Below are 17,348 nucleotides of genomic sequence, written 5' to 3'. Positions count from 1 at the left end.
TGGATCAGGGGGCCGGCGCGCAGTGCGCCGTGGTGCAGGCGGCCGGCGTGGTGCCGCCGTTGCCGCCATTGCCACCGTTGCCACCACCCGTGGCAGGGGGCGTCGAATTGTTGTTGTTGTCGTCGCCACCGCAGGCGCCGAGCAGCAGGGCCAGGCACAGCACACCGGCTCCAAGCACCGGCCTGCGCATGCGCGAATGAACAGCTTTTGTGGTTGTCATGGTTCGAGGTCAGAGAATTTCAGGTGACGGTTCGGGCGTCAAATGTCCGGATGCCCGTGCGCGTTCCCCGCCGCCCTTGTCTCCCAATGTCTTGATGTACAAGGCTTACCCCACCTAAGGAGGGTGTCTGCGGGCGAGAACTGAAGTCTGGACGCTTGTTATGTCAACGATGTGACCAACACGATACCGATCGCGCGTTTGAGCGAATGCCTGTTGCGAATGAACATGGCAGCCCAGGCGCTGCAACGCTTCGGGCGGCGGCCGGACTTGATGGCGCGCCCGTCGACCAGGCCTTGCCGGGTTGGCACGGTGGGCAACTTAAAAGGTAACCGCGCACTCAAGCATTGCCTGTCGATGAAATAACCCTGCTTCTGCAGGCATTGACCCTTGTTCCGTCGCGATCCATGCCACAATGCCCGCTGGCCAACTACGCAGACGGAGCATTCGGGATGTATCGCGGGGAACGGTTCAACGGCTACAGTCACCTGGCTGGCGCGGTGCTTTCCGCGGCTGGCATGGCGGTGCTGGTCACCTCGTCGGCGCTTTATCACGACGCCTGGAAGGTGGTCAGTTCCGTGGTCTACGGCACCACGCTGGTGCTGCTCTACACAATTTCCACCGTCTATCACAGCGTGCGCGGCCCGGCCAAGGACATCTTCCGCCGGCTCGACTATTGCGCGATCTACCTGCTGATCGCCGGCAGCTATACGCCGTTCGCACTGGTCACACTGCGCGGGCCCTGGGGCTGGACACTGTTCGGCATCAACTGGGGCCTGGCCGCCATCGGCATCATCCAGGAACTCTGGATCGGCCATCGCACCCGCGTGTTATCGCTGTCCATCTACGTCATCATGGGCTGGCTGGTGCTGATTGCCTTCCAGCCGCTGGCGGCGGCGCTACCCACCGCAGGCCTGTACTGGCTGGTGGCCGGCGGCACGATCTACACCGCCGGCATCGGCTTCTTCCTGTTCGACGAGCGCGTGCGCCACTTCCACGGCGTCTGGCACCTGTTCGTGCTGGGTGGCAGCATCTGCCAGTTCATCAGCATCCTGTTCTACGTCGACTGACGCGCCGGGCCTTGCCGGGCCCGGCTACACTTCGGACACGGCCGCCACCGGCGCGGTCGATTCCGACACCACGCCCGCCTCCAGCAGGGCCGCGATCTCCGCCTCGCCGTAGCCACATTCCGCCAGCAGCGCACACGTATGCTCGCCCAGCCGGGGCGACGGACGATGATATTGGGCGGGCGTTTCGGAGAGCTGGATCGGCAGGCCCAGCGTACGGATCGGTCCCGCCTCGGCATGCTGCTGGCGCACCACCATGCCTCGCGCCAACGTTTGCGGGTGATTCAATGCCTCGCCGATCGAATGCACGGGCCCGGCCGGCACGCCGGCGGCATCGAAGGCATCGAGCCAGTGGGCCGAGGGGCGCGTCATCAGGATTTCCGCCATCTGCGGCAGCAGCGTCTCGCGATGCCGCATGCGGTCGGCATTGAGCCGGTAGCGCGGATCGTCGATCCACTCGGGATGCCCCAGCGCCTGCGCAATGCGCGCCCAGTTCTTTTCGTTGGCGCCGCCCACGATGATATGGCCGTCCTGCGTCGGAAACGCCTGATACGGCGCAGCCAGCACGTGCGCGGATCCGCTGGGCCCCGGCGATTCCCCGGTGGCAAAGTGGATGGCCGCGTGCCAGTACAGCTGCTGCAGCCCGGCCTCGATCAGCGAGGTCTCCACCACCTGCCCGCGCCCGGTCTTCTGGCGGTGCTGGTACGCGGCCAGGATGCCGAACGCCGCAAGCAGCCCGGCGTTGATATCGGCAATCGAATTGCCGGTGCGCAGCGGCGGGCCGCCCTCCTCGCCCGTGATGCTCATCAGCCCGGTAAAGCCCTGCGCAATCAGGTCGAAGCCGCCCTTGTCGGCATAGGGGCCGCTGCGCCCGTAGCCCGAGATCGCGCAATAGATCAGGCCCGGATTCTCCTGCGACAGCGTGTCGTAGCCCAGTCCCAGCTTTTCCAGCGTGCCCTTGCGGAAGTTCTCGATCACCACATCGGCGTTGCGCACCATGCGCAGGAACACCTCGCGGCCCTCGGGTTTCTTGAGATCCAGTGCGATGCCCCGCTTGTTACGGTTCAGCATCAGGAACGGTGCCGACACGCCATTGATCGCCGGCTCCTTGTAGCCGCGTGCATCGTCGCCGCCGTCGATCTTCTCGATCTTGATCACGTCGGCGCCCAGGTCGGCCAGCATCATGCCGCAGGTGGGGCCGGCCATGATCTGGGCGAGTTCCAGCACACGCAGGCCGGCCAGCGCGCCGGGCTGCATGGATGTGAAATCGGACATTGGTCTCCTCCGAAACTAGCGTCCGGCAAACTTCGGCGTCTGCTTGGACAGGAACGCGCGATAGCCAGCGCGGAAATCCTCGGTATCGAAACAGTCGAATGCGGCATCAAGGTCGGCCGCCGACAGCGGCATGCCCGCCGCCAGTTGCCGTGCGAAGCGCTTGTGCCAGCGCGCCACCAGCGGCGCGCCCGACGCAATGCGTGCCGCCGTGGCACGCGCTTCGTCGGCCACCTGGTCGTCTGGCACCACGCGCGACACCAGCCCCATCGCATGCGCCTCGCCGGCGCCGACGATCCGGCCCTCGAACAGCAGTTCCAGCGTGCGCGACGTGCCGATCAGCCGGATCAGCGGCGCCATCTCGGCGTGCGCCATCACCAGCCCCAGGTTCTTGATCGGCGCGCCAAAGCGGCTGCCTTGCCCGCAGATGCGGATATCGGCCATCGCCGCCACCTCCAGCCCGCCGCCCACGCAGATGCCGTGGATCTGCGCCACCACCGGATGCGGGCAGTCCTGCATGGCCTGCGCCGTGGCGTGCATCACCGCGCCATAGGCCACGGCCTGCTGCTTGTTGGACCGCGTGGTCTCGAACTCGCCGATGTCGTTGCCGGGCGAGAACGCCTTGTCGCCAGCGCCGCGCACGATCACGCAGCGCACCGAGTCGTCGGCCGACAGCGCACGGAACGCATCGCCAAGCTGGCGCCACATGTCCAGCGTGAAGGCATTCAGCTTGGCGGGCCGGTTCAGCACGATGGTGGCCACGGCGTCGTCGCGCGTGACCAGCAGGGTGCCCTGTTCGATCAGTCCTTCGCTCATTCCGCTGCCCCCTCGTGCGCCGATACCATCTTGCGGCGCCTTGTCTTTTCCAGCAGCCCGCCAAACACCGGCCAGACCAGGATCACGACGGCCAGCGCCATGATCGTGCCGACCAGCCCGTTGGACCAGAACACGTTCATCTCGCCCTGCGACATCAGCATGGTCTGCCGGAACGCGTCTTCGGCCCGGTCGCCCAGCACCAGGGCCAGCACCAGCGGCGCCAGCGGATAGTCGAGCTTCTTGAGCACGTAGCCGACCACGCCGAAGATCAGCATCAGCCAGACATCGAACATGGCGTTATGCACCGTGAACGCGCCAATCGCGCAGACCACCAGGATCAACGGCGCGATGATCGCGAACGGAATGCGCAGGATGGCGGCGAACAGCGGCACCGTCGACAGCACCACGATCAGCCCGGCCAGGTTGCCCAGGTACATGCTGGCGATCAGGCCCCACACAAAGGTCTTCTGCTCGGTAAACAGCAGCGGCCCCGGCTGCAGGCCCCAGATCATCAGCCCGCCCAGCAGCACTGCCGCCGTGGCCGAACCCGGAATGCCCAGCGCCAGCATCGGCAGCAGCGCACTGGTCCCGGCGGCGTGCGCGGCGCACTCGGGCGCGATCACGCCCTCGACGTTGCCCTTGCCGAATGTCTCGCGCTTGCGCGAGAAGCGCTTGGCGACGCCGTAGCCCATGAACGATGCCGCCGTGGCACCGCCCGGCGTCACGCCCAGCCAGCAGCCGATGATCGACGAGCGGATCAGCGTCATCCAGTAGCGCGGCAGTTCGGCCCACGTCTTCAGCACCACCTTGAGATCGATATTGGCGCGCTTGCCGCGGAACGCGACACCTTCCTCCATGGTCATCAGGATCTCGCTGATACCGAACAGGCCGATCACCACCACCAGGAAGTCAAAGCCGCGCAGCAGTTCGGTGGAGCCGAAGGTCATGCGCAGCGTGCCCGACACCGTGTCCATGCCCACCGCAGCGAGCGCAAAGCCGATGCACATCGCGATCACGATCTTGGCCTTGGCTTCCTTGCCCATGCCGATAAAGCTGCAGAACGTCAGGAAGTAGACCGCGAAGAATTCCGGTGGCCCGAAACGCAGCGCGAACTTTGCCACCATCGGCGCCAGGAACGTGATCAGCAGCACACCGGCCAGCGCACCCAGGAACGACCCCGTGAACGCCGACGTCAGCGCACGGCCGGCCTCGCCCTGCTGCGCCAGCGGATAGCCATCGAACGTGGTCGCCACCGACCAGGCCTCGCCGGGGATGTTGAACAGGATCGACGTGATGGCCCCGCCAAACAGCGCGCCCCAGTAGATGCACGACAGCATGATGATGGCCGACGTGGGCTCCATCGAGAACGTCAGCGGCAGCAGGATCGCCACGCCATTCGGGCCGCCCAGGCCCGGCAGCACACCCACCACGATGCCGAGCAGGATGCCCACCAGCATCAGCCCGACGTTGTGCCACGACATCGCCACGGCAAAGCCGCCCATCAAAGCATTGAGTTCTTCCATGCTCGCCCCCTCAGAATCCAAAAGCCGCTTCGAGCGGCCCCTTGGGGAGCGGCACGCGGAACTGCATTTCAAAGATCCAGAACAGCACCACGTTGATGACCACGCCGGTCAGCACCGCGCGCCACCATGCAAACTTGCCGATCGCCAGCATGAACCCGGCAATGAAGATGGCCGATGCCACGTAGATGCCCAGGAAGGCGATCAGCGCCACGTACACGGTCAGCGGCACCAGGATCACGGCCACCTGCTTGAGCTGGGGCCAGGTCACGAACACGGCATCGTTCGGTGTGCGCAATGCCTGCCACAGTACGACCAGGCACGCCAGGAAGATCAGCGCACCGATGCGCAACGGAAAATAGCCGGCCTCCGGGCCGTCGGGCGCCCAGCCGGCGCCGATCTGGTAATTGCTGACCATCACCACCACCGCGCCAATGGCGATCAGGATGGCAACGCCGATTTCGGCAGCGCGCACCGTGATCGCCGCCGGCGCGGCAGCGTCATGTGTTGGATTGCTCATTGGGTGTCTCCCCCGTTCTGTTTTCGGCTCCCCTTTCGCACTTGTGGGAAAGGGGTTGGGGGAAAGGGTGTGGGGTTCTGCCTGCCGGGTATGCAGTCCGAACCGATGCGCCCTCTCCCCCGGCCCCTCCCCCGCCACGCGGGAGAGGGGAGCAAACCATCAGCCAACAGCTAGCGCAACTACTTCGCCGCCACGAATCCCGCTTCCTTGATGATGTCCTTGTGGCGCGTTTCGTCGGCCGTCAGGAATTCCACCAGCTTCGGGCCTGCGATGAAGTCGTTCTTGAGCGCGTTCTTTTCGAGGTATTCCTTCCACTCGGGCGTAGCCACCACCTTCTGCATCAGGTCCACGTAGTACTTCTGCTGGTCAGGCGTGACACCGCCGGGCAGCATGAACACGCGCAGCATCTGGTATTGCACGTCCAGGCCCTGCTCCTTGCAGGTGGGGATGTCGTGCCAGCTCTGCGTGCCCGTGATCCTGGAGGTGTATTGCATGCGTTCGGGCGCATAGACGCACAGCGCGCGATGCTCGCCAGCCCGCCACTGGCCGATCGATTCGGACGGGTTGTTGACGTTGGAGTCGATATGCTTGCCCGACAGTTGTGTCGCGGCCTCGCCGCCGCCCTTGTACGGGATGTAGATAAAGCGCACGCCGGCCTTGCGCTCGGTCTGCGCGGTGATGATCTGGTCTTCGCGCTTCGAGCTCGTACCGCCCATCTTGAACTTGCCCGGTGTCTTCTTCACTTCGGTCAGGTAGTCGGACGGCGTCTTGTACGGGGCCTCGGCGTTGGTCCAGAGCACAAACTCGTCCATGGCCACCATCGCCACCGGCGTCAGGTCGCGCCAGTTGAACGGCAGCTGGCTGATCATCGGCACCGTGTAGAGCGCCGACGATGTCACCAGCAGCTTGTGCGCATCGCCCTTCGACGCCTTGGTATCCATCAGCCCTTCCGCGCCGCTGGCACCGGCCTTGTTCACGACGATCATCGGCTGGTTCATCAGCTTGTGCTTGGCGATGATGCCCTGGATCGAACGTGCCATCTGGTCCGATGCGCCGCCGGCGCTGAACGGCACGACCACTTCCACCGGTTTGGTGGGCTCCCATGCAAACGCCGGCGCGGCGGCCAGCGCGACACCAAACAGCGGGGCGCACGCGAGCGCGCGCGCAGCATAACGAAACGTCATGGTCTGTCTCCTTTGGGTGGCGGCCGTGCGCTCTGGCGGCGCATCGGCCTGTTGTCGGAGCGGCCTCTGCGGGGCCGCCTCTGTCTGCTACATCGGTTGGGTTGCCGGGGTCCGGGTCAGGCTGCGCGCAAGGCTGGCTGCGTGCTGGCCGCGTTGCGCAGGCTTTCCATCGCCGCCAGCACTCCACCGGCGCGATGGGGCACGCCAGCCAGCGCCAGCCCCATCTCCACCCCGGCCAGCGTGCCCATCAGCGTCAGGTCGTTGAAGTCGCCCAGGTGGCCGATGCGGAAGACCTTGCCGGACAGCTTCGACAGGCCCTGCCCCAGCGACATGTTGAAGTTCTCGAGCACGGTCTTGCGGAACGCATCGGCGCTATGGCCATCGGGCATGACCACGGCGGTCAGCGCCGGGCTGTATTCGGCCGGGTTCTGGCACAGGATCTCCAGCCCCCAGGCCGTCACGCAGGCGCGCGTGGCCGCAGCATGGCGCTGGTGGCGCGCGAACACGTTCGGCAGGCCTTCTTCCAGCAGCATGTCGCACGCCTCGGACAGGCCGTAGAGCAGGTTCGTGGCCGGCGTGTACGGCCAGAAGCCGTTCTTGTTCGATTCGAGGATCTCTTCCCAGCCCCAGAACGCCTTCGGCAGCTTCGCCTTGGCCGAGACAGCAATCGCCTTCTGGCTGACCGCGTTGAACGAGATGCCCGGCGGCAGCATCAGGCCTTTCTGCGAGCCCGATACCGTGACGTCGACACCCCACTCGTCGTGGCGATAGTCGACCGAGCCCAGCGACGAAATCGTATCCACGAGCAGCAGCGCCGGGTGATTGGCGGCGTCGATGGCACGGCGCACGGCCGCCACGTCGGACGTGACGCCCGTCGACGTCTCGTTGTGGACCACGCAGACCGCCTTGATCTCGTGGTTGCGGTCGTCGGCCAGCCGCGCGCCGATGGCCGCCGCGTCCACGCCATGGCGCCAGTCGCCCACGATGAATTCGGGGTTCAGGCCAAGCTTGTCGGCCATCTTCTTCCACAGCGACGCGAAATGGCCGGTTTCGTACATCAGCACCTTGTCGCCCGGCGACAGCGTGTTGACCAGCGCCGCCTCCCACGCGCCGGTGCCCGACGCCGGATAGATCACCACGGGCTGTTCGGTCTGGAAGACCTTGCGGATATCAGCCAGAACTTTCTTGCCGAGCTGCTGGAACTCGGGGCCACGGTGGTCGATGGTCGGATAGTCCATCGCGCGCAGCACGCGGTCGGGCACGTTGGTGGGTCCCGGAATCTGCAGGAAGTGCCGGCCGGCGGGATGGGAATTCAGTCGGATCATGTCGCCTCGTGTCCTCACGTTTGAATTTTGTATTCAAAAAACAGGGATGCACTGCAGCGCCAGCATGCGGGATAATGTTGGCAGGCATGTACGCTCGCCGTTCCGCTAAAAAGCCTTATAAATCAACAACTAGAAGGCCTTGATGCCAGTCGTTGCATGGTTCCGGGTGTCAAAAATCGCACCGGAACGTGATTCGTGCTTGCCCCAGAGTAGGTTTTGAATACAATACTGTCAAGCCACACGATCCCTGATGAGCACTTCTCCGACCCTATCCCCGCAAGCCGTCGACCGCCAGATCCTGCATGTGGCGGTGGCCCAGCGCCTGCGCACGATGATCATGGAGGGCGATCTGGCGCCAGGCACCAGGTTGAACGAGCGCGTGCTGTGCGACCTGCTGCAGGTATCCCGCACACCGTTGCGCGAGGCCTTCAAGGTGCTGGCCGCCGACGGGCTGGTGACGCTGCTGCCGAACCGGGGCGCCGAGGTGGTGGTGCTGTCGACCGACACCGTCAATCACCTGTTCGAGATGATGGGCGCGCTCGAAGCCATGTCGGGCGAACTGGCCTGCCAGCGCATCACCGAGGCCGAGCTCAACGAGATCCGCGCATTGCACTTCGAGATGCTGGCGTGCCACGCCCGGCGCGACCTGCCCAACTACTACGCGCTGAACCGGCGCATCCACGACGCCATCAACGCGGCGGCGCGCAATCCGATTCTTGAGGAGACCTATCGACGCATCAACCTGCGTATCCAGGCGCTGCGTTTCCGCTCGAACTTCGACCACGACAAATGGGACATGGCCGTGCGCGAGCACGGCGAGATGCTCGATGCCCTGGCGAAGCGCGACGGTGCGGCCCTGCGTGACATCCTGCGCGCGCACTTGGAGCACAAGCACGCCGCGCTGATCGCCGAACTAGAACGCGCACAGAACGTCGCCGCCTGAACCGAAGCGCCCGCAGCGGGCGCCCCCGGGGCCATGACGGCGACTTCGAGTGTCCGCAACCGGAGACATCCCCGCTCATGGCCTTGCCTGTCACCCCTACGCCGCCCGGCGTGCAACCGCTGCGCTTCATGCCCGGCGCCGTGTCGCCGTCCGCCCTGCAATCGCCGCTGTACCGGCGCCTGGCCGCCGAGCTGCGCGGCGACGTGCTGTTCGACACCGCCAGCCGCGGCCGCTATGCCACCGACGCGTCGATCTACCAGATCATGCCGCTGGGCGTGGTGGTGCCGCGCGACGAAGCCGACGCCCGGCTCGCGCTCGATATCGCCCGCGACCTGAAGGCACCGCTGCTGCCGCGCGGCGGCGGCACCAGCCAGTGCGGCCAGACCGTGGGCGAGGCGCTGGTGATCGACAACAGCAAGTACCTGAACCAGGTGATCGACTTCGATCCCCAGGCGCGCACCGTCACCGTGCAGCCCGGCATCGTGCTCGATCACCTGAACGCGTGGCTCAAGCCCCATGGCCTGTGGTTTCCGGTGGATGTCTCCACCGCCGCGCAATGCACGATCGGCGGCATGACCGGCAACAACTCGTGCGGCTCGCGCTCGATCCAGTACGGCAACATGGTGCACAACGTGCTGGGCGTGCAGGCCATCCTGGCGAATGGCGACGACGTGCGCTTCGACGCACGGTGGCCGGACGACAACGCACCCCACCGCGCCATTGCCGACGGCGTACGCCGCATTGCCGAGCGCGAACGCGACGCCATCGCGCAGATGTACCCGAAGGTGCTGCGCCGCGTGGGCGGCTACAACCTCGACATCTTCCACCCCCAGAACGAGCGGCCCTATACCGCCGACGGCAGCGTCAACCTGGCGCACCTGCTGGTGGGCTCGGAAGGCACGCTGGCGTACTTCCGCCAGATCACGCTGCAACTGGCACCGCTGCCCACGCACAAGACGCTGGGCGTGGTCAATTTCCCCACGTTCTACCAGTCGATGGACCTGACGCGCCATATCGTCGGGCTCAAGCCGGCTGCCGTGGAACTGGTCGACCGCACGATGATCGACCTGGCGCGCAGCAATCCGGCCTTCCGCCCCGTCATCGACAAGGCGCTGATCGGCGAGCCCGAGGCCATCCTGCTGGTGGAGTTCGCCGGTGAAGACCGCGACGCCACGTTGCGCGGCCTGCGCCAGCTGGTGGAACTGATGGCCGACCTGGGCCTGCCTGGCTCGGTGGTGGAGATGCCCGATGCGGCCCCGCAGAAGGCGCTGTGGGAAGTGCGCAAGGCTGGCCTGAACATCATGATGAGCATGAAGGGCGATGGCAAGCCGGTGTCGTTCATCGAGGACTGCGCGGTACCGCTCGAACACCTGGCCGAATACACGTCGCGCCTGACCGAGGTGTTTCACAAGCACGGCACGCGCGGCACCTGGTATGCACACGCCAGCGTCGGCACGCTGCATGTGCGCCCCATCCTCGACATGCGCCGCGACGGCGCAGGCAAGATGCGCGCCATTGCCGAGGAAGCCGCCGCCATGGTGCGCGAATACAAGGGCGCTTACTCTGGCGAGCATGGCGACGGCCTGTGCCGGGGCGAATGGGTGGCGTGGCAGTTCGGCCCGTCGCTGGCGAACGCGTTTGCCGAGGTCAAGGCGCTGTTCGATCCCGACAACCGCTGCAACCCCGGCAAGATCGTGCGCACGCCGAAGATGGACGACACGGCGCTGTTCCGCTTCCCGCCCGGCTACACCGTCAAGCCGCTGCAACCCGCGCTGGACTGGTCGGCCTGGAACGTCACGCGCAACCCCGTGACCGAGGCGGAAAGCGCGCCGGGCACCGGGCTCGATCCCGCCAACGGCCTGGCTGCCGCCGTGGAGATGTGCAACAACAACGGCCACTGCCGCAAGTTCGACGCCGGCACCATGTGCCCGAGCTATCGCGTCACGCGCGACGAGCAGCACCTGACCCGCGGGCGGGCCAACACGCTGCGGCTGGCGCTGTCCGGCCAGCTCGGCAGCGAGGGCCTGCTCGATCCCGCCGTCAAGGACACCATGGACCTGTGCGTGTCCTGCAAGGGCTGCAAGCGCGACTGCCCGACCGGCATCGACATGGCGAAGATGAAGATCGAGGTGCGCGCCGCCAACGCCCGCGCGGGCCGGCTGCGCCTGCGCGACAAGCTCGTGGCCTTCCTGCCGCGCTATGCGGGCACCGCCAGCAGGCTGCCCTGGCTGTTCAACCTGCGCGACCGCGTGCCGGGGCTGCCGCAACTGGGCGAACGGCTGCTGGGGCTGTCGGCCAGACGCTCGCTGCCGCGCTGGCAGCCGGCCTTCCTGCGCGACGACTATCAGGCGCAGGCCGCGGGCGGCAAGGACGTTGTACTGTTCGTCGACACCTTCAACAACCATATGGAGCCCGGCAACGCACGGGCCGCCCAGCGCGTGCTGGAGGCGGCCGGCTACACCGTGCATCTGTCGGGTGTGCCTGGCGAGCGTCCGCTGTGCTGCGGCCGCACGTTCCTGGCAGCCGGTCTGGTCGATGAAGCCAAGGCCGAAGCGAAGCGCGCGCTCGACACGCTGCTGCCATTTGTCTCGCGCGGCGTGGCGGTGGTGGGGCTTGAGCCGTCGTGCCTGCTGTCGATGCGCGATGAATTCCTGCAGTACGGCTATGGCGACGCCGCACGGGCACTGGCGGACAACGCCTTCCTGTTCGAGGAGTTTCTGGTGCGCGAACATGCGGCTGGCCGCTTCGCCCCGGCGTTGAAGCCCATCGACCACAAGCAGGCGCTGCTGCACGGGCACTGCCACCAGAAGGCATTCGATGCCGTACGGCCAGTGGAACAGGTGCTGGGATGGATTCCGGAGCTCAAGACCGCGCTGATCGAATCGTCATGCTGCGGCATGGCCGGCAGCTTCGGCTACGAAGCCGAGCACCATGAGGTGTCGATGCGGATGGGGGAACTGTCACTGCTGCCAGCGGTGCGCAAGGCCGACGCCGGCACGCTGGTCGTGGCCGATGGCACGAGCTGCCGGCACCAGATCCACGACGGCGCCGGCCGCGAGGCATTGCATGTGGCGCGAGTGCTGGAGATGGCGCTGTAGTGAAGTAGAGGCCTGCCCTCTCGCACGCCCCTCTCCTGCACGCGGGAGAGGGACGAACACAGACGGTATTCGCTATGCCGTTGTGTGGGAGCGCGGAGCAAACAGACGGTATTCGCTATGCCGCTGGTTTCTCCCCTCTCCCGCCTTGCGGGAGAGGGGCCGGGGGAGAGGGCCGGTGCCTCAATGGCCCACGACGCCCCGCATCACTGCGGCACCAGCTCCACGCGTTCCTTGCTTTCCTTTTCCACCGCCTTGCGCGAATACACCAGCGGGAAGTACTCGCCCTTGGCCCACAGCGGCGCCAGGTCGCGGTAGTGCGGGCTGGCCGGGTTGCCGGACTGCCCCGGCGTGTTGACCACGCGCGAGGCGTCCCAGTTGCCCACGTCGAGCACCATGCGGAACGACGCCCCGGCCGTCAGCTGGTAGTCGCTGTTGCGGTAGCTGGTGTTCATCGGCGTAAATGACGATCCGCCAATCGGGCCCGCATTGACGTCGAACTGCTGGCGCTGCGCCGGGTCCAGGATCGGGTCCAGCGGATGGCTGAACACAGCCGTGTGCAGCTTGCCCCATTGCCAGGCCCTGGGGTCGGTGCCGAGCTTCTTTTCGACCTCGACCATCGCCGACTTCAGCGTGGCGGTCATGATCTCGTTGCGCTTGTCCACCGTCATCCACGTATCGGGCCGCTCCAGCACGGCGATCACGCGGCTGGCATCGCCGGGCCCGACCAGACGCGCGCCCTCCGGCGACAACGCGGCACGCACCACGGCCGTCCGCAGGTACTTGGTGAACCAGACCTCGAACAGCGCGGCGGCGGCGCTGTCGGCGCGCTCGTTGCCGTCCCAGTTGCGCAGCAGGTCCAGGCCGCGCTGCACCTGGGCATCGCTGCTGTTCAGCGGCTTGACCAGCGCCACCACACGCTGCGCGGGCAGCGATACCGTGTCGCTCTGCCACGCCATCGAGTCTTCCAGCGAACTGCGCGGATTGGCCGCCACCACTGCCTTCAGGCGGCGCGCCCGCGAGCTGTCGCTCCACTCGTAGCCCACGCCGATCTTCGCGGCCGGATGATTGGGCGGGATGTTGTTCTCGTTGGCCGTCACCACGTAGCCGGGCGCCGGGTTGAATGCCCACGGCAGCTCGTCCATGTTGCGATAGCCCGCCCATTCGTAGCGGCCATCGCCGGGCACCGGCATCAGGCCGTCCCAGTTGGGACGGTTGACGGTCAGCCCGCCCGGAATCCAGCCGATATTGCCGCTACGGTCGGCATAGACCTGGTTTTCGCCCGGCGCGCCCCAGCGGTTCATGGCGGCGCGGAACTGGTCCCAGTTCTGGGCGCGCATATAGTCCATCGAGCCGAAGTACGGTGCCATGCCGTAGTCCAGCCAGGCCGCTCGCAGCGCGTAGGCGCGGCCGGTCTTGGCATCGGCGAACAGCACCGGGCCATGCCGGGTGTAGTCGATCGTCACCTTGCGCGGCGTGGCTTCGCCGCGCACCGCGATCTGCTCGGTGACGGTTTCCATCGGCTCCCAGCGGCCCTTGTAGCGGTATTCGTGCGCCTGGGCCGGGTTGGTCTCGTAGACGTAAAGGTCTTCCTGGTCCATGTAGAACCGGGTCAGGCCGAAGGCAATCGTGCCGTTGTGACCAATCGAAATGCCGGGCAGGAACGGTTCGCCCGCGCCGATCACCGACAGCCCCGGCGCATTGAGATGGCTGATGTAGCGCAGGCTGGGCGCGCCATGGGCACGGTGCGGATCGTTGGCCAGGATCGGGCGGCCCGTGGTGGTGCGGCTGCCGGCGATCACCCAGTTGTTCGACCCCAGGCTGCGGCCGGTGTCGCTGTTCGCGTCGACGGTGGCATAGAGCTGCTCCACCGGGATGTTGCCGGCCTTGCTGACGCCCTGCGACCACCATTCCTTCGGAAAACGCGGTGCAGCCGTGGCAAGGTCGTAGGCGCGGCGCAGTTCGGCAGCCGGCACGGCGCAGGTGTCGAGACCCTCGGGCACCTTGGGCTCGACCGCCGGATCAAGCTCGCGGCGCACCCAGTCGGCGCGTACGGCGTTGGGCTTCACGTAGCAGAAGATCTGCGCGCGATCGATCTCGCCCGTGAAGTTCAGCGTCAGGCCATGATGGCGGATGCGCACGATATCTTCGGCGCGCCAGCGCGACGGCTTGTAGTTGAGGATCCTGAACTCGGGCGGCAGCAGTTCCGGATGCGCCTCCACCTGCGCCACATAGGCATTCACGCCAGCCACAAAGGCCTCGGCCACGCGCTTGGCATCGGACCCATAGGCCAGCCATTCGCGATACATGTCGCCCCGGAACAGCACGGCACGCGCCATGCGGTCGCCTTCGACATAGGCCGGGCCGAAGTCCTTCGCCATCTCGCCCAGCCCGCGCTTGCGCCACAGGTCGATCTGCCAGAGCCGGTCGCGTGCGGCCATGAACCCCTGCACATAGAACGCGTCGTAGAGCGTATTGGCGTAGATATGCGGCACGCCCCAGCGGTCCACCAGCACCGTGGCTGGCTTTTCCAGGCCGGGTACCGCGAACTTGTCCGGGCCGGCGGCCTGGACGGGCAAGCTGGCGGCGGCCAGCCAGAAGGCGGCGACGGCTGCGCGGCGCCAGGGGCGGATGGAACGGGGCATCGGGACTCCTCGACGGAAACTGACAGCGAGGATAGCGGAATGTGATCGCGGCGGCGATCCTGCGCCGCCGCAAAACGCGCGTTGGCGCAGGGGGCGTGGCTAGTAGACGTCGCGCCGGTAGTGGCCCGTGCCGATCATCTGCTGCAGGCGAGCCTCGCCCAGGATATCGGCCAGCGCCGCGTGCACGCCGCCGGCCATGCCCTGCAGGCTGCCGCAGACGTAGATGGCTGCGCCTTGCGCCACCCAGTCGGCGATGTCGGCCCCCGCCGCCCGCACAGCGTCCTGCACATAGTGCGGCGCCCCGCCATCGCGCGACCACGCACGGTCGATACGCGGGAGCACGCCCTGCTCGCGCCACGCCGCGAGTTCTGCCCCGTGGAAGTCGTCATGCGCGGCAGAGCGTTCGCCAAACAGCAGCCAGTTGCGATGCCGGCCCTGGGCGGCGCGGGTCTTGATCAGCGCCCGCAGCCCGGCCAGCCCGGTACCGTTGCCGATCAGGATCAGCGGCCGGTCGTCGTCGGGCGCATGGAAACTGCGGTTGCTGCGCACCCGCAGCGAGATATGCGCGCCTTCGGCGGCGTACCGGGTCAGCCAGCCCGACGCCAGCCCGAGCTTGCCATCGGCATGCACCGTCTGTCGCACCAGCAGTTCCAGCCGGCCATCGGCGGGCAATGACGCAATCGAGTATTCGCGATGGGGCAGGGCCGGCAGCGCATCGATCAGCGCCTGCGGCGCCAGGCCCGCCATCGTCGCCATATGGGCATCGGGCAGCGGCAGCCGCGTGGCCAGTGCTTCGGCCAGCGTCATCGGTCGGCTGTCGCAGCGGACCCTCATCGATCCATCCATTGACAGCTTGTCCAGCAGCCGCGCCACGGCGTCGGGCGGCTGGCAGGGCCCGACTTCGGCGATATCGCCAGCCTGCCATGCCAGATCGTCGGCGGCTTCCGGCTGCAGCGCCAGATGCCAGGCGGGCTGACCCACGCTGCCGGGGTTCAGCAGCCGGCGCTCCACAAGCTGCCAACGCCCGTAGCGCGGACGCTCCCAGTCCGCGATCTCGGCGCCGCCGCTCAGCGCGGACAGATGGTTCTGCCAGTGCCGCAGCGCGCCGGGGTCGCCATTGTCGACTTCGACCATGTCGAACAGCGGCTCGGCCTGATGGCGCTGCAGCCAGCCAGACAGCGCATGGCCGAACGCACAGAAGCGCGCGTAGCTGCTGTCGCCCAGCGCCAGGATGCCGTAGCGCAGTGGCTTCAGCGCGTCGGGCGAGGTGCCCGACATCAGCTTGCGCGCAAAGCCCGATGCCGTGTCCGGCGCATCGCCCTCGCCCGTGGTGCTGACCAGGAACAGGGCTTGCCCGCACGCGGCCAGATGCCTGCCGTCGAGATCGGCAAACGACAGCAGCTGCACCGGCATGCCCGCGCCCTGCAGCGCCCGCGCGGTCTGCGTCGCCAGTTGTTCGGCAAACCCGGTCTGGCTGGCATAGGCCACCAGCGTCGGCTTGCGCTGGCCGTCTCCAGGCGCGGACAGCGCATCGCGTGCCGCACGGCGACGCCGGTGTGCGCCGATCACGCCGGCGCAGAATGCGAGATAGGCGATGACCACGCCCGTCGCCATGAACGTACGGCTATGCGCCAGCATGGCAAGCGCCCCACCGGCCGCGAAGACGATGCCCCACAGCCAGCGCGTCATGACAGCATCGCCGCAAAGGCCGGCGTGGCGAGTTCGTCGAAGCCGTCCGGCGTGCGCACCAGGAATCGCGCCGCCAGCGCGTGGCGCTGCGCGAAGGCCATGCCGGCTTGCGGGCCGAGCACGGTCAGCGCCGTGGACAGCGCATCGGCCAGCATGCAATCGCGGTGAATCACGGTGACCGACGCCAGCGCATGCGCGGCCGGATACCCGGTGCGCGGATCGATCGTATGGGCAAAGCGCTGCCCGCCGTGTTCGAAGTAGCGGCGATAGTCGCCCGAGGTCGCCACTGACAAACCCAGCAGCGCGATCATCGTTCGCGCGGGCGCCGTGCCATCGGCCGTGGGCGATTCCAGTTCCACCCACCACGGCATGCCGTCGGGCCTGAGTCCCTGGCCGCGCAGCTCGCCGCCGATTTCCACCAGATGGTGTGCCATGCCTTGCGCATCCAAATAGCGCGACACGGCGTCGACCGCGAAGCCCTTGGCGATGGCACAGAAGTCCAGCGAGACACCGCCCGGCTGGCGCACGCAGCGCTGACCGGCGTCGACATCAAGCCGCTGCCAGCCGCAACGCTCGCGAACACGCAGCACATCGTCCACGGAGGGCGCCGCGATACGGCGCCCGGCCGGCCCGAAACCCCACAGGTCCACCAGCGGGCCTGCCGTGGGGTCGTAGGCGCCTCCGCTGTCGTGCGCCGTCTGCAACGCGGCCTGCAGCACCGTGAAGCAGTCGTCCGGCAGCGTCACCCAGCTACCGGCGGCGGCACGGTTGAAGCGCGACAGGTCCGACGTGTCAGACCAGTTGCTCATCTGCGCGATCACGGCGTCCAGCACGGCGCGGATGCCGGATTCGATGCCTTCAGCCTGATTGGCTGCCTGATTGGCAGCCTGCCCCGGCGCCAGCACCGCGCGGGCCGACCACGTGGTGCCCATCGTCTCGCCGGCCCATTGCCGCACCTGCCCATGCGCGATGGGCGGCGGCGGGGGCGCGGACAGCGCGACGGGGATCAGCACGCGGTTCATGGGTGTCCTGGGGGCCTGGGGCGTTCTGCCGGC

Annotated in this window: 13 protein-coding genes; 3 read left to right on the top strand and 10 right to left on the bottom strand. The window is 67.1% G+C overall.

The genetic code is table 11. The features are described from left to right. Window positions 1-4 precede the first annotated feature (4 nt). The gene (locus A9J21_RS26235) at window positions 5-220 is read right to left on the bottom strand and encodes a hypothetical protein (protein WP_156546197.1); all 216 of its coding nucleotides are present in this window, start codon (window positions 218-220) and stop codon (window positions 5-7) included. Window positions 221-669: 449 nt separating this feature from the next. Between A9J21_RS26235 and A9J21_RS26230 the strand changes: the two genes are divergently transcribed. Further along, window positions 670-1,287 carry a hemolysin III family protein gene (locus A9J21_RS26230; RefSeq protein ID WP_066740842.1) on the top strand — a complete coding sequence of 206 codons (618 nt, stop codon included), beginning with the start codon at window positions 670-672 and terminating at the stop codon, window positions 1,285-1,287. 24 nt (window positions 1,288-1,311) lie between these two features. Here the strand turns inward: A9J21_RS26230 and A9J21_RS26225 are convergent, their stop codons facing one another. From A9J21_RS26225 to A9J21_RS26200, 6 genes are all read right to left on the bottom strand, one after another. After that, entirely contained in the window at window positions 1,312-2,559 is a 1,248-nt protein-coding gene (locus tag A9J21_RS26225) for a CaiB/BaiF CoA-transferase family protein (protein WP_066740840.1), read from the bottom strand. Window positions 2,560-2,574: 15 nt separating this feature from the next. Beyond that, window positions 2,575-3,372 (bottom strand): enoyl-CoA hydratase/isomerase family protein, encoded by a 798-nt coding sequence (locus A9J21_RS26220; protein WP_066740838.1) that lies wholly within the window; start codon window positions 3,370-3,372, stop codon window positions 2,575-2,577. Beyond that, a complete protein-coding gene (locus tag A9J21_RS26215; RefSeq protein ID WP_066740836.1) occupies window positions 3,369-4,895 on the bottom strand; it encodes a tripartite tricarboxylate transporter permease in 1,527 nt (508 codons plus the stop codon). Before A9J21_RS26215 ends, A9J21_RS26220 begins: the two co-directional genes overlap by 4 nt. A gap of 10 nt (window positions 4,896-4,905) precedes the next feature. Next, window positions 4,906-5,412, bottom strand: a complete 507-nt coding sequence (locus A9J21_RS26210) for a tripartite tricarboxylate transporter TctB family protein (RefSeq protein WP_066740835.1) — start codon at window positions 5,410-5,412, stop codon at window positions 4,906-4,908. Between the two features lie 179 nt (window positions 5,413-5,591). Next, window positions 5,592-6,596: a tripartite tricarboxylate transporter substrate binding protein gene (locus A9J21_RS26205; RefSeq protein ID WP_066740833.1), complete on the bottom strand. Its 1,005-nt coding sequence runs from the start codon at window positions 6,594-6,596 to the stop codon at window positions 5,592-5,594. A 116-nt stretch (window positions 6,597-6,712) separates the two neighbouring features. Further along, a complete protein-coding gene (locus tag A9J21_RS26200; protein ID WP_066740831.1) occupies window positions 6,713-7,921 on the bottom strand; it encodes an alanine--glyoxylate aminotransferase family protein in 1,209 nt (402 codons plus the stop codon). Window positions 7,922-8,171: 250 nt separating this feature from the next. Between A9J21_RS26200 and A9J21_RS26195 the strand changes: the two genes are divergently transcribed. Both A9J21_RS26195 and A9J21_RS26190 read left to right on the top strand, forming a co-directional pair. Then, window positions 8,172-8,864 carry a GntR family transcriptional regulator gene (locus tag A9J21_RS26195; protein ID WP_066740829.1) on the top strand — a complete coding sequence of 231 codons (693 nt, stop codon included), beginning with the start codon at window positions 8,172-8,174 and terminating at the stop codon, window positions 8,862-8,864. Window positions 8,865-8,941: 77 nt separating this feature from the next. Continuing rightward, complete coding sequence (locus tag A9J21_RS26190; protein WP_066740827.1) at window positions 8,942-11,962, top strand: FAD-binding and (Fe-S)-binding domain-containing protein; 3,021 nt, start codon at window positions 8,942-8,944, stop codon at window positions 11,960-11,962. Window positions 11,963-12,165: 203 nt separating this feature from the next. Here A9J21_RS26190 and A9J21_RS26185 read toward each other — a convergent pair whose 3' ends face one another. From A9J21_RS26185 to A9J21_RS26175, 3 genes are all read right to left on the bottom strand, one after another. Further along, window positions 12,166-14,604, bottom strand: a complete 2,439-nt coding sequence (locus tag A9J21_RS26185; protein WP_066740826.1) for a penicillin acylase family protein — start codon at window positions 14,602-14,604, stop codon at window positions 12,166-12,168. A gap of 99 nt (window positions 14,605-14,703) precedes the next feature. Next, window positions 14,704-16,293 (bottom strand): sulfite reductase flavoprotein subunit alpha, encoded by a 1,590-nt coding sequence (locus A9J21_RS26180; RefSeq protein ID WP_066740825.1) that lies wholly within the window; start codon window positions 16,291-16,293, stop codon window positions 14,704-14,706. Then, window positions 16,290-17,315: an FAD:protein FMN transferase gene (locus tag A9J21_RS26175; RefSeq protein ID WP_066740823.1), complete on the bottom strand. Its 1,026-nt coding sequence runs from the start codon at window positions 17,313-17,315 to the stop codon at window positions 16,290-16,292. Before A9J21_RS26175 ends, A9J21_RS26180 begins: the two co-directional genes overlap by 4 nt. Between the last annotated feature and the right edge of the window lie 33 nt (window positions 17,316-17,348).

The organism is Cupriavidus sp. D384 (assembly GCF_001652915.1).
Taxonomy (GTDB): Bacteria; Pseudomonadota; Gammaproteobacteria; order Burkholderiales; family Burkholderiaceae; genus Cupriavidus.
Note: the sequence above shows the minus strand (reverse complement) of the source record. Positions and strands in the feature narration are given on the sequence as shown.

Excerpts from the sequence above, each read along its gene's own strand:
- A9J21_RS26195 (WP_066740829.1), top strand. The coding sequence starts at position 8,172 with ATGAGCACTTCTCCGACCCTATCCCCGCAAGCCGTCGACCGCCAGATC.
- A9J21_RS26215 (WP_066740836.1), bottom strand. The coding sequence starts at position 4,895 with ATGGAAGAACTCAATGCTTTGATGGGCGGCTTTGCCGTGGCGATGTCG.
- A9J21_RS26175 (WP_066740823.1), bottom strand. The coding sequence starts at position 17,315 with ATGAACCGCGTGCTGATCCCCGTCGCGCTGTCCGCGCCCCCGCCGCCG.
- A9J21_RS26180 (WP_066740825.1), bottom strand. The coding sequence starts at position 16,293 with ATGACGCGCTGGCTGTGGGGCATCGTCTTCGCGGCCGGTGGGGCGCTT.
- A9J21_RS26235 (WP_156546197.1), bottom strand. The coding sequence starts at position 220 with ATGACAACCACAAAAGCTGTTCATTCGCGCATGCGCAGGCCGGTGCTT.
- A9J21_RS26210 (WP_066740835.1), bottom strand. The coding sequence starts at position 5,412 with ATGAGCAATCCAACACATGACGCTGCCGCGCCGGCGGCGATCACGGTG.
- A9J21_RS26190 (WP_066740827.1), top strand. The coding sequence starts at position 8,942 with ATGGCCTTGCCTGTCACCCCTACGCCGCCCGGCGTGCAACCGCTGCGC.
- A9J21_RS26205 (WP_066740833.1), bottom strand. The coding sequence starts at position 6,596 with ATGACGTTTCGTTATGCTGCGCGCGCGCTCGCGTGCGCCCCGCTGTTT.
- A9J21_RS26200 (WP_066740831.1), bottom strand. The coding sequence starts at position 7,921 with ATGATCCGACTGAATTCCCATCCCGCCGGCCGGCACTTCCTGCAGATT.
- A9J21_RS26185 (WP_066740826.1), bottom strand. The coding sequence starts at position 14,604 with ATGCCCCGTTCCATCCGCCCCTGGCGCCGCGCAGCCGTCGCCGCCTTC.
- A9J21_RS26225 (WP_066740840.1), bottom strand. The coding sequence starts at position 2,559 with ATGTCCGATTTCACATCCATGCAGCCCGGCGCGCTGGCCGGCCTGCGT.
- A9J21_RS26220 (WP_066740838.1), bottom strand. The coding sequence starts at position 3,372 with ATGAGCGAAGGACTGATCGAACAGGGCACCCTGCTGGTCACGCGCGAC.
- A9J21_RS26230 (WP_066740842.1), top strand. The coding sequence starts at position 670 with ATGTATCGCGGGGAACGGTTCAACGGCTACAGTCACCTGGCTGGCGCG.